Here is a 15,885-nt window from a genome sequence, read left to right as displayed (position 1 = left end):
TATAAAGTCCAAAACGGCATACGGCGCAGAGGCAAGATAATGCATTTTCCCGACCGCCACGAGCAAGATTTTTGGAATTGTGATCGGCAACCCGCCCATCTCATCATCAGTGCCAATCTGGCAAATGCATTGGCATTGCCAGAGTGGTTGCCCCCGGAGCCGGCATCTTATGCTGCGGACAAATCAACACAGAGGACGCAGTATGTCACAAACAATTCAGCATAATTCTCAGGTCTCGATGACCCGCCACCCGGATTTTCTACGTACCGCCGAGACGCTCCGGCCCGCACTGCGCCGCCAGGCGCACCCGCCGATCGCCGTGGTGGAAGCCCACGCCGACGCCACGGCGCTGTTTGGTTGGCACGCCGAGCCGGTAAGTTCCCTGGCGGCGTTTTATCAACACGAGCTGAGCAGCGGCGATAGCGTCATTATTGATTTTGGCAGCCACTTTGTTGGCTACCTGCATTTTCTCTGTCAGAGCGTCGGTAGTCCGCCGGACGCTCCGGCCCATCTGCAGTTCACCTTCGGAGAAACACTGAGCGAAGTGTGTGAACCGTTTAGCGATTACCAGGGCTGGCTTAGCAGCAGTTGGCTGCAGCAGCAGGATCTATGGCTTGATGTCCTGCCCGCCAAAGTTGACCTGCCGCGCCGCTACTGCTTCCGCTATCTGAAGGTAGAGGTCAAAGCCGTGTCGCGTAAGTTTCGTCTGCAGTTCAACCAGATTCAGGTGAATGCCGTTACCTCCGCCAGCGACGCATGCCCGGCAGCGACAACCGCCGATCCGCAGCTCCAGGCCATCGACAACGTTGCCGTTCTGACCCTGCAAAACTGCATGCAGGAGGTGTTTGAGGATGGCCCCAAACGCGACCGCCGCTTGTGGCTCGGCGATTTACGTTTACAGGCACTGGTGAACGATGTGACCTTCGCCCGTCACGATTTGGTACGCCGCTGCTTGTACCTTTTCGCCGGGCATACTCGTGAGGACGGCATGGTATCAGCCAACGTGTTCGTGCAGCCGGATGTCATTGCTGACGATACCTTTCTGTTTGATTATTCTCTGTTTTTTGTTGACGTCCTCTACAACTATCTGCAAAGCGCGGAGGATATTGCCACGGCCCACGAGCTGTGGCCCACGGCCCGTCGTCAGATTGAACTGGCGCTAAAACGCTGCGACGCCTCCGGGGTTGTGCACGATAGCGACGACTGGTGGGTGTTTATCGACTGGCAGGCATCGCTGAATAAACAAGCTGCGGCGCAGGGCGTACTGATTTACTGCCTGCAGCGCGCCGTCTGGCTGGCGGAGCGTTTCGAACCTGAGCTGGCCGTCAGCTATCGCCAGCATTTACAGCAGCTTAAAGCTGCGGCCCTTGATGTCTTATGGGATGAGCAGCAGGGCTTCTACGTCAGCGGCCCCCAGCGGCAGGTCTCGTGGGCATCACAAATCTGGCTTGTGCTGGCGGAAGTCGGCACGCCGCAGCAGCGCCGGGAGATCATGCGCAATATGGAGAAAAATCCCCCGGTTATCGCCATGAACACGCCCTATCTGCGTCATCACTATATCGCCGCCCTTCTACAGTGCGGTCTGCGCGACGAGGCTATTGCGCAGATCAAAGTCTACTGGGGAGCGATGGTCGACTACGGTGCCGATACCTTCTGGGAAATCTTCGACCCGGAGCATCCTGATTTTTCCCCTTATGGCAGCAAACTGATAAACAGTTATTGCCATGCGTGGAGCTGTACCCCGGCCTGGTTTATTCGCCAGCACGGACTTTAACAACAACAATAAGCGAGTTTATTTTTATGGCAGAAACAACCTTTACTCTGTGGCGGCAGCGCCTTGGCTATGGCATCGCCGACCTCTCCTGCAACCTTGTGTGGCAGATGATCTCTCTTTATCTGATGTTCTTTTACACCGACGTGATGGGCCTGCCCGCATATTACGTTGGCCTGATGTTCCTCGTGACGCGCCTGGTGGACGGCGTTGCCGACGTGTTAATGGGGCTGGTTATCGACAATACCGCCACCCGCTGGGGGCGCTGCCGTCCGTATCTGCTGATTGGCGCGATCCCCTTCGGACTGCTGTGTATTCTGGCCTTTTACGTGCCTGATTTCGGCACCACCGGTAAGCTGATCTACGCTTTTGTCACCTATCTGTGCCTGTCGTTTCTCTATACCCTCGTTAATATTCCATTCTGCGCCATGCTGCCGTTTCTGACGAACGACTCGCGGGAGCGCACGACGCTGTCGGCGGTGCGTATTCTGCTCGGCTCGCTCGGCGCGACTATTGTCGCGGTCGCCACTCTGCCGCTGGTTGGCGCGCTGGGGAAAGGCAATCAGGAGCACGGTTTCTTCTATACGGCGGTGGTTTTCGGCGTTATTGCCACCTTTTTTCTGCTGGTGAGCTTCTGGAACGTTAAGGAAAATATCAGCATTACTCAGGAGCGCATGACCTTAAAACGCGCCTGGGTCAGCCTGCGCGCCAACCGACCGTGGTTCGTCTTCGCCATCAATATTTTCCTGATGTGGGGCGCGTTTTTCTTCCAGACCGGGGCGCTGGTCTACTTCTTCCATTATTACGTCGGCAATAACGATCTCACTGCGATCGTCGCCGGGATCTCCACCTTCGTTCCTCTGCTGGGTACCCTCACCGTTCCGCTGCTCGCCAGCCGGATGAAAAAGCGCCACGTCTATCTGGTCGCCAGCGCGATCAACCTGGTCGGCATGGGTATGATGATGGCGGCAGGCGTTAACAGCTGGGGCCTGGTTGCCGGAGCGGTCGTGCTATCGCTTGGCGCCGGACAGCGCACGGCAATTTACTTCTCCATGCAGGCCGATCCGGTAGATTACGGGGTATGGAAAACCGGCATCAATACCGCCGGCATTTTAACCTCCATCAACGGCTTTCTTGGCAAGGTGGCTATGGCGGGCGCGGGAGCCATTACCGGGTTACTGCTCTCATCCGGCGGTTATATCGCTAACCAGACGCAAAGCGACGGCGCGATGCTGGCGATAAAAGCCTGCTACCTCTATATCCCGGCGCTGCTGATTGTGGCCTCAATGCTGTGGATTGGTCGCTTCTACCGACTCGACGACCAGTACGAGCAGATCCGCGCCGACCTTGACGCTGGACGCCGTGCGCCGTCGAACGCATCGTCCGTTGCTGGAGAAAACCACGCTCTGTAAGGCGCCCCCCCTTCATACCTCTGAAAAAATAAGGATTGATATGCGTATCTCTTTGATTAGCGCAGCGGTTTGCTGCGCCCTTTTTTCGGCTTACGGCGCGAGTGCGGCCCCGCTCACCGTCGAACAACGGCTGGCGCAGCTGGAGGCCCGGCTTAATCATGCGGAGCAGGAGGCCGGAGAGGCTAAACGTCGGGCGCAGCAGGCAGAGCTGCGCACCAACGCCGCGGTACAACGCGCGGCAGCAGCGGAAAAGCAGGTGCAGACCCTCAGTCAGCGCACCGCAGCGACTGAGCAAAAACAGCAGGCTGCCGACAAACAGCTGGCGAAAAGCAGCCTCAGCGATGGCTTCGAGTTCAACGCCTATGCGCGCTCCGGGATGCTGGTCAACAGCCACGGCAAAGGCGCGCGCGGCGGGCCGGGTGTCTCCCCGGCCAGTTCGCTCAACGGCGATGCCCACGTTGGCCGTCTCGGCAACGAGAAAGATAACTACGTGGAGCTCAGTTTCGGCAAGAAAATGACCTTCAGCGACGGGTCATGGGCGCACTTTAAAACCATGCTTGCCGACGGCGCGACCAACCCGGATCCGTGGGTACAGGATAACGACAGCCACCACCTGAACGTGCGTCAGCTGTACGTTGAGATGGGTAACTTCGCCGATTTTTCCGGGCCGTTAAAAAGCGCTTCCATCTGGGCGGGCAAGCGTTTCGATCGCGATAACTTCGATATCCACTTTACCGATAGCGATATTATGTTCCTCGGCGGTACCGGCGGCGGGATCAATGATGTGAAGTGGGGTGGTACACTACGCGGCGATTACTCGGTCTATGCGCGTAACTTCGGCGATCTGGGGAGCGATAACTACCAGGATAACGATATACAGAACCTGATGTTCACCGCTAACCACTTCTGGAACAACTGGCAATTGATGACTACGGCGATGACCGCTCAGGGCAACGATGACCTGAAGGACTCTACGTCGACAACTGGCAGCTACGCCCTGCGCAGCGATAATACGGCGAAAAACGGCTACTACGCGATGCTGGCTTATCATGATAAGCAGCGGTTCTATGGTTTGGCACCGGGGGTATCCGAAAGCGCCCTGCAGTACGGCGGCGGGCTGGGCGCCGAGGCGCGTCAACCCGGCAGCGATGGCGATCTTACCGAGAACGCAAAGTCTCTGCGCTTTGCGTCATACGGTATTTTGCCGCTGGGGAAAAACTGGGAGCTTGCACCATCGGTTATCGCCCAGCATAGCGAAGATCGCTACCGCGATGGCGACCGCTACGATTGGGCAACCTTCAACCTGCGGGTTTCACAGGGGATCACCCGCAACTTCGCCCTGCTGTACGAGGCTTCCTGGCAGTATATGGACCTGAACCCCAACGGGCGAAGCTATCGTTACGACAACGGCGTACATCAATATCAGGCGGTGAGCGGCGATTTTTACAAGCTGACCTTCGCCCCAACGTTCAAAGTTGGCGATGTGTTTGATATCAAAGCGAGGCCGGAGATACGTTTCTTTGTGACCTGGATGAACTGGGATAAAGATCTGGATCGTTACGCGATCAACGATGATTTCGGCAGTAAAGGCTTTACCGCCGGGGGGAACTGGAACTTCGGCGTGCAGACCGAGATTTGGTTTTAAGAAGGCAGCCCGTCCGGGGCAAACACATGGACGGGTTTATTTAAATACACGCTGTTACTTTGTCACTATGCCAGTTCTGTATGAAGTAAAATAAACTAATAAAATAAAAACCATAACAGGCTATAAAGATAAAGGTTGTTTTTATAATTCCAATAAGTGACTTTCGTTTTTTCTCAACGATGAGAAGATCGTGAAACCTTTCTTGCTGTTGTTCTGGTCTTAAATTATTAAGTATTTTATTTTTTATATCATCGTGAATCTTTTTAAACGTTCGCTTTTCACCTGGAAAGCTACCGTGTAGAAGAAACAAAAAAATAATGAAGAGCATAATAAATGCCAGCATCCTAATATAGGGATCAGTTACTCCCCAGCATCCAAGCGTAGCAATAAAAAGCCAGATACCATAAGTATTTGCTCGCGCTCTAAACCTATCAATATGAGTGCTGTATTTTTCGATTTCTTTCAAAATAGCATCATTGGTTTCCATACGTATTACTTTCCTTTTTAAATACTATCGGGTTTAAGAGAGAGTGCAAATTCTATAATTCCCCTTGAGAGGCATAGCTTTTTAAATAACCTTCAACAAATTGATAATCAATGGATTTCCCTGAAGCAATAAAAGCAGCTTTCTGGATGCACCGGTTGGCTGACGTCGCTTCGTTTCCCAGCTTTTTACCAGCTCATAGCTGACGCCAACAGCGGCAGCGAAGTCCTGCTGTTTTAAACCTGTGGCTTCACGTATCGCTTTCACATCAACTTCGCTGAAGGTATGAACGTGCTGCACCTTCGGCATTTGTTCACCCTTCTCAATTCTGACCATTTCTTCTGCACTAGCCAGCAGATCGGCAAACAATTCGTCTTTCATACACACCTCAAGTTGGCTCTCTGGCGCTATCGATGTTTCGATCATTAATAGCTCAGCCTCACTTCATGTTTATTGGCTAGTTTAATAATTCAGCAACCTGCCTTAACATCTTTTTCTGCTCCTGGCTTAACTCATCCTGTTCATTTTTAGGATAGATTAGTGCCAGGTAAATTCTTCCCTTTATCGTTACATTATAGTAAATCACCCGCACGCCGCCGCGCTTTCCCGTTCCGGGACGACTCCAGCGGATTTTACGAAAACCTCCGGTTCCCGAAATGGTGTCACCTGCCTCAGGATCATTGATCAGGATTTCCTGAAAGGCCCGAAATTCATCATCCGGTAACAGCGCCTGGCGTCGTTTACTGAAACCTTGTAGTTCAATAAAAGTAAACATCTCATTCCCTGATGTCCTTACGACTTACCAGACAATATACATGTACACGGTACATCAATCAAGAGATTTCATGTACCCCGTACATGATCACGCGTTTATCCATGACAAGATGTATCGCTTATGACTTCGCTTCAGTGTCTCCTCTCCCGGGGGCGGCGCACAGCGCCTTGCCTGGGCTACTGGTTCACAGACGTCTGAAAATCTGTAGCCCGGATAAGGCGCATCGCGCCGCAATCCGGGGAGGCACGGAATTACATGCTATAACCAGGCTTCTTAATCAGCTGTTCCATCTGCGGGGCAATTTCGCTGTCCCAAACCTGCTGCCAGTCGCTCTCTTTGATCTCATTCAGAGCCACGCTCACCGAGCGCTCTTTGCTATTGAGATGGCGAATCACCACCTCGGTAATATCGGCGGCCAGCGCCGCTTTTTGTTCATCATTCAGGTCGCGGGGGAAACATTTAATATCAATATGCGGCATAGCAGGCTCCTTTATTGTCAGGATGATAAAACTAGCATAACCCGCGTCATCCGGATCGCTTTATGTGCTTTAAATCAGCTCGTTGCGCCGCAGAACGGATTCGAGTTTAGGGTGGCGATAAACCGCATCTGCCACGGCGACAAATTTTGGCGTATGCGCGGCAAACCACTCCCGGCGCGGCCCCCACGCACACATCGCCGCAATATAGCAGTCCAGCAGGGTTATCTCCGCCCCCAGCGCATACGGCGCGGCGGCAAGCTGCTGCTCCAGCCACAGATAGAGCGATTTACGATAGCGAATGCAGCTTTCCCGCAGCTGCTCTGGCGCATCAACGGCCCAGCGTTCCGGGTAATCCGCAAAGGTAAAGGTGGGATAAACGTTCGCCACCAGCCAGATCAGCAGACGCTGAAACTGATGGCGCTGCGGTGAATCCAGCGCGGGAGCCAGCACCGGCCTGCTGTCGAGGATCATCAGGGCAATCGCCGCGGATTCGGTCATCACGCTGCCGTCTTCAAGCGTGAGCGTCGGCACCTGACACAGCGGGTTAATCTGTTTGAGGCGCTCACGCTGCGGGCCCGGCTGGTCAAAGCCCTCAACGTTAACAAAATGGTACGGGATATCGGCGAGAGTCAGCATCAGTTCGCTAATTGTCGAACCCCAACCCGGCACGCCATAGACGGTGATCATGTTCAGCCTCCTCATAGGTTGCCGCTCAGCAACGGCAGCGGCGACAAGCTTAGCGAATTGCAGTATAGGTTTGATTGAGGAAGGCTGCTATTTAGACACTCCAGCGAGCTACGCCAAACCGCGCGCCGCCTGATTTAACACCCTGGCGAGGATTCGCCTCCGCTGTTCCGCATCACACTCCTGCGAAACAGCGGTTATTTAGTAGGTTATTCCCGGCGGATTGACCTCCGATCGCGCCACCTCTTCGCCCTGCTCGCCCCAGCGAGCCAGCACCTTTTGATACTCTCCGCGATCGATCGCGCCGTTCAGCGCCGCCTGCAGCGCCAGCGCCAGCCCGTTACCCTTCCTGGTGGTGGTGGCGACATAAGCCTTTTTCGGCCCCAGCCCGACGACTTTGGTTTTACCGCTGAGCGCCGCTTTGTATGCCGCTACCGACTGCGGGCCAAAGAACACGTCCGCGCGTCCTGACTGAATATAGAGGTTGCCCGAAGCGTCATCGGTCAGGTAGACCGGTAGCGCAGGTTGTCGCCCGGCGGCTTCGTTTTCGGCGTTCCAGCCGAGCAAAATTCGCTCCTGATTGGTCCCCGACCCGACGATCACCTTTTTGCCTGCAAGATCCGCCGGACCGCTCACGCGGGCGATGTCGCTGGTCGATTTCACGGAAAAGGCCAGCGAATCGACGCGATAGGTCGCAAAATCAAACTTCTCTTTCCGCTGCTCGGTTACCGCAATATTCACCAGCGCGACGTCGTAGCGCCCGGAGGTAATCCCCAACGGCCAGTCCTCCCAGGCAGTGGGCACCAGCTTTAGCTTCAGCCCGAGGCTGCCGGCCAGCAGCCGGGCGATATCCGGGTCGCTGCCGATGCGCGTGCGGTTATCGCTGGCCAACAGCGCCAGCGGCGGCGAGTTGAGCGCCGAAATCGCCACCGTTAAGGTACCCGGTTCGACGAAGGCGTAATTCGCCGGGAGCTTCGCGATCGCCTGTTCGTCGCGGGTCACCGGCAGAGGCTGCTCGTTGGCGCGCAGATCGATGACCGCCTGCGATGCCGCAGATAAAGAGAGTAATGCCAGGGTCAAAAATCCGTTTCTCATGCCGCTAAGACCCTCGATAAAAACTGCCGGGTGCGCTGGTGCTGCGGATGATTCAGCACGTCGTCGCTGCTGCCCTGCTCGACTATCTTACCGTCGACCATAAACACCACCCGATCCGCCACCTCTTTCGCAAAGCCGATTTCATGGGTGACCACTACCAGCGTGGTGCCGGAGCGCGCCAGCTTTTTAATCACGTCCAGCACTTCCCCTACCAGCTCCGGGTCAAGCGCGGAGGTGGGTTCATCAAACAGCATCACCCGTGGATTAAGCGCCAGCGCCCTGGCAATGGCGATGCGCTGCTGCTGGCCGCCGGAGAGGTGCCGCGACCAGGCGTCGGCTTTATTGCGCAGCCCGACCACGTCCAGCAGTTCATAGGCCCGCGCAATCGCCTGTTTGCGGGTCGCCTGTTTATGGGCGACAGGCGCTTCGATCAGGTTTTCCAGCACCGTCAGGTGCGGAAACAGATTGAAGTTCTGAAATACGTAGCCAACGTTGACCCGCTGGCGAAGGATCTCTTTTTCTTTTAGTTCATAGAGTTTGTCGCCTTTGCGGCGATAGCCAATATAGTCGCCGTCTATCTGGATAAAGCCCTCATCAACGCGCTCCAGATGGTTAATCGCCCGCAGCAGCGTCGATTTACCCGAACCGGACGGCCCGAGGATCACCGTCACCGTGCCCGGTTCAACTTCCAACGACACATCATCAAGCGCTTTATGGCGGCCAAAATATTTACTGACGCCGGTAATGGAAATATGACCGTTACGAGAGTTGGACATGAACAGGCTCCTGTGGTTGTGGGCGACGGACGGGTTCAACGCGACGGCTGCTGCGGGCGCTATTGACCGCCGAGCGACGCTCGCTGCGGGCCAGGCCGCGCTCGACCAGGTACTGAATCAGCGACAGCACGCTGGTGATAACCAGATACCAGGCAGCCCCGACCATCAGCAGCGGAATGACTTCCTGGGTGCGGTTGTAGATCATCTGAATGGTGTAGAACAGCTCCGGCATCGCCAGTACGTATACCATCGCGGTGCCTTTCGCGAGGCTGATAATTTCATTAAAACCCGCCGGTAAAATGGTGCGCAGCGCCTGCGGCAGGATAATGCGCAGAGTCCGGCGGCTCGCCGGGAGCCCCAGCGCCGCCGCCGCTTCATACTGCCCGTGATCGACGCCAAGGAAGCCGCCGCGGATAATCTCGGCGGTGTAAGCGCTTTGTACCAGGGTCAGCCCAACAACGGCGGTGGAAAACTGTCCCAGCACGTTAATGGTCTCAAAGCTGGCCCAGCTAATAGCGGTGAACGGGATACCTATCGACAGCGTGTCGTAGAGATAGGAGAAGTTGTAGAGAATAATCAGCACCACAATCAGCGGCAGCGAGCGAAACAGCCAGATATAGCCCCACGCCAGGCTGCTCAGCAGCCATGAACTGGAGAGTCGCGCCAGCGCCAGCAGGCCACCGAGAATGACGCTCAGCACCGTCGCCAGCAGCGTCAGCATCAGCGTCTGCCCAAGCCCTTCAAGGATCACCGGATCAAAGAACCAGCGGGCAAAGACGCCCCACTCCCAGCGCGGGTTAAAGGCAACTGATTGAATCACCACCGCCAGTACCAACAGCGCCAACAGCGCACCAACCGCCCGCAGCGGATAGCGCGCGGGGACCACCTTAATCGTTTCCGGGGTATGCATATTAGCTCCTTAAGCGCTCTGGCTCAGCGCGCTGACCGCCAGCGCTTTAGTGAAACGCAGCCGACCATCAAACGGCGGCTGGCTGTACTCTTCCGGATCGCGGCTGAGATCAAACTGCGCCTCGTAGCCCTGGCTCAGATAAAGCTTTACCGCTTCCGGCTGACGAAAACCGGTCGTCAAAAAGATATGGCTGTAACCCGCCAGCAGCGCCCGACGTTCCAGCTCCTGCACCACTTTCGCCGCCAGCCCCTGCTGGCGCAGTCGCCGATGGGTCCAGATCCGTTTGATTTCTGCGGTATGGGCATCTTTCGGCTTATACGCGCCGGTGGCGATAATTTCTCCCTCCCGCTCCAGCACAATAAACAGCCCCTGCGGCGCCAGATACCATTCAGTCAGCTCGACTTCGGCATCGCGGGAAAAGTAGTCGCCGTAGCGCGCGGCGTACTCGCCGAACAGGCCCTCAATAATCGGCTGCAGCTCCGGCGCTTCCGGAGAGACATCGCGGAATAGATCGCTCATCATGCCTCCTGTTAGTCGCCGAGTCCGGCCGGGTTAATTTCCGATTGCGGGATGCTCTCCACGCCTTCGCCCCAGCGGTTCAGCACCTTCGCGTAGTCGCCGCTGCGGATAGCGCCGTTCAGCGCCGTCTGTACCGGTTCAACCAGACCGCTGCCTTTTTTCACCGTCACCGCAATATGCGCTGCCTTCGGCCAGCCGCCGTCAACGCTGCCCACCAGCCTGGTTTTGCCGGTCAGCGCCGCTTTCCACGCGCCGATCACGTTGGGGCCGAAGAAGGCATCGGCGCGCCCGGACTGCAGCGCCAGGGTCTGGGCGGCGTCATCTTTGGTATAAACCGGGGTAAACGGCTTCAGCCCTTTCTTGAGATTCTCGGCGTTCCACGCCAGCAGAATCGCTTCCTGGTTGGTGCCGGAGCCGACGATAATCCGCAGTCCGGCAATATCTTCGGCTTTTTCAATTTTGCTCAGCGGACTGGTGCTCTTGACGTAGAAACCCAGCGAATCTTTGCGGTAGGTGGCGAAATCAAACTTCTCTTTGCGCTCTTTGGTCACGGTGATATTGCTGACCGCCGCATCATATTTGCCGGAGGCGACGCCGAGCGGCCAGTCTTCCCACGAGGTGGGCACCACGTTCAGCTCCAGCCCGAGGCTGTCGGCCACCAGGCGGGCGATATCCACCTCGCTGCCGAGCAGGGTTTTGTTATCATCAGAAAACACGGTCAGCGGCGGCGAATTCAGCGCGGCGACCGCGACGGTCAGCTTGCCGGGCACCGCCAGGTGGAGATCTTTCGGCAGCTGGGCGATAGCTTGCGGGTTTTTCGCCGTGTGAATCGGCGTTTTGTTGGCTTCGATGCTCACGCCGGTGCCGTTGATCGTGACGTTCTGCGCCCAGGATGGGGCGCAGAAGGCCAGCACGAGGGCCAGCAACAGTGATTTTTTCTGCGTTTTCTGCATAGCGGGTGTTCTCTGTTATTGTTTTTGGAATTGATTGACGGGCTCTGCCAGCCCTAAACTTTCGCGCAGCGTGGTGCCGGGATACTCCTGACGGAATAATCCGCGCTGCTGAAGAATGGGTACCACCTGATCCACAAAGCGCGGGAAAGTGTCCGGCGTGCCGCCCTGGATGATAAAACCGTCCGCCGCGCGCTGTTCGAACCACTGCTGTAAACCATCCGCCACCTCTGCGGCGGTGCCAGAGAAACGCGGTCGCGGACTGGCTGCCTCCAGCGCCACCTGGCGTAACGTCAGGCCACGCTCGCGGGCGCTGCGTTTAATCTCATCGGTGGTGCTGCGAAAGCTGTTCTGCCCGAGGTCGCCGATATCCGGGAACGCCTCGTCCAGCGGATACTGGGCGAAATCATGATGCTCAAAATAGCGGCCGAGGTAATTCAGCGCGTCTTCAATCGATACCAGTGCGGCGGTGGTCTGGTATTGCTGCTCCACATCGTCAGCGCTATCGCCAACGATCACGCTGACGCCCTGGAATATATGCAGTTCGCTCTCCTGGCGTCCGTAGGCTGCCAGCTGACTTTTGACATCACGATAAAAAGCCTGGGCTTCCGTCAGGGATTCCTGATGAGTAAAAATAGCGTCCGCGTGGCTGGCGGCTAATTTTTTTCCATCAGAGGAAGCACCCGCCTGGAATATAATCGGCCTGCCCTGCGGCGTGCGGGCGATATTTAGCGGGCCGGCTACTTTGAAGAAATCGCCGTGATGATTAAGCGTATGCAGCTTACTTTTATCAAAGAACTGGCCGCTCTCTTTATTGCGCACAAAAGCGTCCTGCTCCCACGAGTCCCATAGCCCCTTCACCACCTGTAAATACTCATCGGCGATGCGGTAGCGCAGCGCATGATCGGGATGCTGCGCGCGGGAAAAGTTTTTTGCTGAACCTTCCAGCGGCGAAGTAACCACGTTCCAGCCCGCGCGGCCGCCACTGAGATGATCGAGGCTGGCGAACTGACGGGCGGTGGTAAAGGGCTCGCTGTAGGAGGTCGACAGGGTGCCAACCAGCCCCAAACGCGAGGTCACCGTCGCCAGCGCGGATAATACCGTCAATGGTTCGAAGCGATTTAAAAAATGCGGAATGGATTTTTCGTTAATATATAAACCATCGGCGACAAAAATAAAGTCCAGCTTACCCTCTTCCGCTTTTTGCGCCGTCTGTTTGACGAACTCAAAATTAATACTGGCATCCGCCAGCGCGGCCGGATGACGCCAGGCCGACATATTCCCCGAGGCGCCATGTAATATGGTGCCAATGCGCAGCTGCCGTTGTTCAGACATCGTTAATCCTTAGTCTATGACCCTGAATAATTAAAGTTCTTTCAATGCCTGCTCTGCCAGATCGGCAAAGTAGTGCGCCGCTGGCGCAATTAAACGCTCATCCGGATTAAACGCCGGATGGTGAAGACCAAATTCGCTGGCGCTGCCGATACTGACGAACGCCCCGGGAATATGCTGCAGATAAACGGCAAAATCTTCCCCGCCGAGATGAAGATCCGCATGGTGCGTGCGGTAGCCGGACTTTCCGGCCACTTCGCTGGCGAATGCCGCCCAGCGCTCATCGTTGACCAGCGCGGTCGGCCCGGCGTACCAGAACACGTCGATCTGCGCGCCAAAGGCGCTGGCAAAGCCGGCGGCAATTTCGCTTACCCGCGCCTTCACCCGCTGCTGGACTTCGCTGCTGTGGGTGCGCAGCGTTCCTTCCAGTTCGACGCTTTCGGGCAGGACGTTCCAGGTGTTACCACCCTGAATCCGCGTTACGCTAAGCACCACGGAATCGAGAGTATTCACTTCGCGGCTGGCGACGCTTTGCAGCAGAGTCACCAGCTGGCTGGCCAGCAGAATGGCGTCTTTACCTTCATGCGGCCGGGCGGCATGCGCGCCTTTACCGGTCACCTTAAACACAAAGCGATCGACGTTGGCGTAAAACGCGCCGCCGCGGGTAGCGAATTCACCCACCGGCAGACCAGGTTCATTATGCATGCCGAAAATAGCGGAAACGCCCTCCAGCACCCCGGCGCGAATCAGGGTTTTCGCACCGCCGAAGCTCTCCTCCGCCGGCTGGAACAGAATACGGACGCGTCCCGCCAGCTGCGCTTCGCGTTGTTTCAGTAGCAGGGCCGCGCCAAGGATGACGCTGGTATGAACATCATGCCCGCAGGCGTGCATGACGCCGGCATTCAGCGAACGAAACGGCACGCTGGCTGCCTCTTCAATAGGCAGCGCATCGATATCGGCACGCAGGGCAATCACCTTTTCGCCAGAACCGACTTCGGCAACCGTGCCGGTTTTCAGGTCATATGGCAGCAGGCTGATGCCGCCGCTTTCGAGCCAGTCGCGAATACGCGCGGTGGTGTCGACTTCCTGCAACGACAGTTCCGGATACTGATGCAGCTCGCGCCGCCAGCGAATTAACTGCTCGGAGAGGCTCATGGCTGCACCTCCGCGCTGTGGTGCGCCTGGGCCAGCAGACGCAGAGAGTTCACGCGCGCCGCGCCGTCGCTGACTGGCGTGTCGATAATAAATTCGTCGATATTCCACTCGGCCTGCAGAGCATCCAGCTGCTCTTTGACCTGCTCCGGGGTCCCGTACAGCACCGTCGACTCCCTGCGGGCGATGCGCGTCGGTCTGCTGCCCGCCTGGCGGGCAAACGCTGCCGCCTGAGCCTCGCTGCCAACGGTCACCCGCTGACCGTTTTCCAGCTCAACGCCCCACGCCTCGACAGATTTTGCCAATTCCGCCGCCGCTGCTACCTCTTCGGCTACCACTACCTGGACGGCGATAATCGCGTCGCGACGGCTAAGTTCACGCCAGCGGAGTAGCACATCACGCAGCAGATTTTTATCGCCGTTGAGATGGGCGGCGAACACGAAGTTCCAGTCCAGCTGCGCCGCCAATTGCGCGCTCTCCAGGCTGGCGCCGAGCAGAAAGCCGTCGGCGCGACGCGGCGGGATAGGAGTGGCGCGTACGCTCTCCTCACCGTCGGTTTCGGTCAGCGACAGCCAGTTATCGAGCTGCGCCAGCTGGTCGGCAAAAGTCCCCTTTTGCTGGGGATTAAGTCCCTGCTGCAAGGCGCGAGTGGAGAGCGGCAGTCCGCCGGGAGCTTTACCGACGCCCAGATCCACGCGGCCCGGCGCGAGCGAGGCCAGCATATTGAAGTTCTCCGCCACCTTATACGGGCTGTAGTGCTGCAGCATGACGCCGCCGGAACCAACGCGAATCCTGCGGGTCTGGCCGAGGATCCAGGCGATCGCCAGCTCCGGCGACGGGCTGGCGAGCTGGTCCGTATTATGGTGTTCGGCTATCCAGAAGCGGTGATATCCCCAGGCTTCCGCCTGTTGCGCAAGCGTTAACGTACGTGCCAGGGCCTGGGTGGCCGTTTCTCCGGCTGCCAGCGGGCTTTTATCCAGGATACTGATTCGATAAGACATTTAGCAGGCTCATATGAATTAACATGCCTGCATTATTAGAAGCGCTCGCGGCTGGTGAGAAACAATTTATTTACATGTGCTCTGCCGGAAATTAGATATGCGGTGTGGAAAATGCCCCCGGAGGCGATGCCACGTCACGACACATTCCCCGGGTTGCGGCGTAAACGCCTTACCCTGGCTACGGGTTCCCGGCAATCTGTGGTCCGGTAGCCTGGGCAGGCGCTTTGGGCCGCCCCCGGGAAAAGATGGCAGAGTGACAGAATTTCCCGGAGGCGATGCTGCGCATCTGTCCGGGCTACGCGTCCTCAGAAGTCTGCGGCCCGGTAGCCCGGCTAAGCGCAGCGCGAGCCGGGGGGGGTTATCGGCTATTCTGCCGAAGTTCGCGCACCAGGTTCTCGGTCTGCTGCTGGTTACGTAAACGCACAAAGCGAATATGTCGATACTGCGGATCCTGCATATCCGCCAGGGAACGCTGGCGATTGTTGCGCCAGGTTTTCAGCGTCCAGAGAATAATGGATTCGCGGCTAAAGAAAGATCGGCGGAAGGTTTCATAATTGCCGGTGCCGGGCCACAGCTCTTGCCTCCGGCTTGCGCGTAAAGCCGTGCGACAGACCGCCTGACGGACGGTGCGCCAGAAGCTGTAGTCCACCCACACCACCAGATCCACATCGCGCCATTTCACCGGACGGCTGCGGTTATAGTTGCCGTCCAGCACCCAACCGGGCGCGGCGAGCGCGGCAGCGAGTTTCGCGTAGAACTCATCGTCCGGCGTCCCTTGCCACTCGGGCCGCCAGTAGAGCACGTCCATTTCGATATAGGGCAGCGTCAGTTCCTGAGCCAGCCGACGCGCAAGGGTAGATTTGCCGACGCCGCTGGTCCCTACTACGTTGATTTTCATCG

The 15,885-nt window shown here is 57.1% G+C and carries 15 protein-coding genes and 1 pseudogene; 3 read left to right on the top strand and 13 right to left on the bottom strand.

From position 1 onward, the window contains the following. Nucleotides 1–202 precede the first annotated feature (202 nt). From GJ746_RS12130 to GJ746_RS12120, 3 genes are read left to right on the top strand one after another with little or no spacing between them, the layout of a single operon-like run. Nucleotides 203–1,774, top strand: a complete 1,572-nt coding sequence (locus GJ746_RS12130) for a family 78 glycoside hydrolase catalytic domain (RefSeq protein ID WP_154680421.1) — start codon at nt 203–205, stop codon at nt 1,772–1,774. 26 nt (nt 1,775–1,800) lie between these two features. Then, entirely contained in the window at nt 1,801–3,183 is a 1,383-nt protein-coding gene (locus GJ746_RS12125; RefSeq protein ID WP_154680420.1) for a glycoside-pentoside-hexuronide (GPH):cation symporter, read from the top strand. A gap of 40 nt (nt 3,184–3,223) precedes the next feature. Then, nucleotides 3,224–4,828 (top strand): carbohydrate porin, encoded by a 1,605-nt coding sequence (locus GJ746_RS12120; RefSeq protein WP_154680419.1) that lies wholly within the window; start codon nt 3,224–3,226, stop codon nt 4,826–4,828. A gap of 40 nt (nt 4,829–4,868) precedes the next feature. On the opposite strand, the gene GJ746_RS12115 is transcribed toward GJ746_RS12120, so the two are convergent. From GJ746_RS12115 to GJ746_RS12050, 13 genes and pseudogenes are all read right to left on the bottom strand, one after another. Then, the gene (locus tag GJ746_RS12115; RefSeq protein WP_154680418.1) at nt 4,869–5,315 is read right to left on the bottom strand and encodes a hypothetical protein; all 447 of its coding nucleotides are present in this window, start codon (nt 5,313–5,315) and stop codon (nt 4,869–4,871) included. Nucleotides 5,316–5,396: 81 nt separating this feature from the next. Next, nucleotides 5,397–5,693, bottom strand: a complete 297-nt coding sequence (gene nadS, locus GJ746_RS12110) for a NadS family protein (protein WP_154680417.1) — start codon at nt 5,691–5,693, stop codon at nt 5,397–5,399. A 76-nt stretch (nt 5,694–5,769) separates the two neighbouring features. Further along, nucleotides 5,770–6,087, bottom strand: coding sequence for a type II toxin-antitoxin system RelE/ParE family toxin (locus GJ746_RS12105; protein ID WP_014229262.1), 318 nt, complete (start codon nt 6,085–6,087; stop codon nt 5,770–5,772). Between the two features lie 251 nt (nt 6,088–6,338). Further along, nucleotides 6,339–6,566 (bottom strand): tautomerase PptA, encoded by a 228-nt coding sequence (gene pptA / locus GJ746_RS12100; RefSeq protein ID WP_004101884.1) that lies wholly within the window; start codon nt 6,564–6,566, stop codon nt 6,339–6,341. A 69-nt stretch (nt 6,567–6,635) separates the two neighbouring features. Beyond that, nucleotides 6,636–7,253, bottom strand: a complete 618-nt coding sequence (locus GJ746_RS12095) for a glutathione S-transferase family protein (RefSeq protein ID WP_154680416.1) — start codon at nt 7,251–7,253, stop codon at nt 6,636–6,638. 198 nt (nt 7,254–7,451) lie between these two features. Then, nucleotides 7,452–8,345: a transporter substrate-binding domain-containing protein gene (locus tag GJ746_RS12090; RefSeq protein WP_195908831.1), complete on the bottom strand. Its 894-nt coding sequence runs from the start codon at nt 8,343–8,345 to the stop codon at nt 7,452–7,454. Then, nucleotides 8,342–9,121 carry an amino acid ABC transporter ATP-binding protein gene (locus tag GJ746_RS12085; protein ID WP_154680415.1) on the bottom strand — a complete coding sequence of 260 codons (780 nt, stop codon included), beginning with the start codon at nt 9,119–9,121 and terminating at the stop codon, nt 8,342–8,344. Before GJ746_RS12085 ends, GJ746_RS12090 begins: the two co-directional genes overlap by 4 nt. After that, a complete protein-coding gene (locus GJ746_RS12080; protein WP_154680414.1) occupies nt 9,105–10,031 on the bottom strand; it encodes an amino acid ABC transporter permease in 927 nt (308 codons plus the stop codon). The genes GJ746_RS12085 and GJ746_RS12080 overlap by 17 nt, the downstream gene beginning before the upstream one ends. Nucleotides 10,032–10,040: 9 nt before the next feature. Then, nucleotides 10,041–10,550, bottom strand: a complete 510-nt coding sequence (locus tag GJ746_RS12075) for a GNAT family N-acetyltransferase (RefSeq protein WP_154682711.1) — start codon at nt 10,548–10,550, stop codon at nt 10,041–10,043. A gap of 11 nt (nt 10,551–10,561) precedes the next feature. Beyond that, nucleotides 10,562–12,835, bottom strand: a pseudogene (locus GJ746_RS25395) (NtaA/DmoA family FMN-dependent monooxygenase). Between the two features lie 30 nt (nt 12,836–12,865). Beyond that, on the bottom strand, nt 12,866–13,987 hold the full coding sequence (locus tag GJ746_RS12060) for an amidohydrolase (RefSeq protein WP_154680411.1): 1,122 nt from the start codon (nt 13,985–13,987) through the stop codon (nt 12,866–12,868). Then, nucleotides 13,984–14,985 (bottom strand): MsnO8 family LLM class oxidoreductase, encoded by a 1,002-nt coding sequence (locus tag GJ746_RS12055; RefSeq protein ID WP_154680410.1) that lies wholly within the window; start codon nt 14,983–14,985, stop codon nt 13,984–13,986. Before GJ746_RS12055 ends, GJ746_RS12060 begins: the two co-directional genes overlap by 4 nt. A gap of 358 nt (nt 14,986–15,343) precedes the next feature. After that, the gene (locus GJ746_RS12050) at nt 15,344–15,883 is read right to left on the bottom strand and encodes an AAA family ATPase (RefSeq protein WP_154680409.1); all 540 of its coding nucleotides are present in this window, start codon (nt 15,881–15,883) and stop codon (nt 15,344–15,346) included. Nucleotides 15,884–15,885: the final 2 nt, after the last annotated feature.

Origin of the sequence: Klebsiella oxytoca (assembly GCF_009707385.1) — a bacterium.
Lineage (GTDB): Bacteria > Pseudomonadota > Gammaproteobacteria > Enterobacterales > Enterobacteriaceae > Klebsiella > Klebsiella oxytoca_C.
The sequence above is the reverse complement of the archived record's forward strand: the minus strand, read 5'-3'. Positions and strand labels throughout refer to the sequence as shown.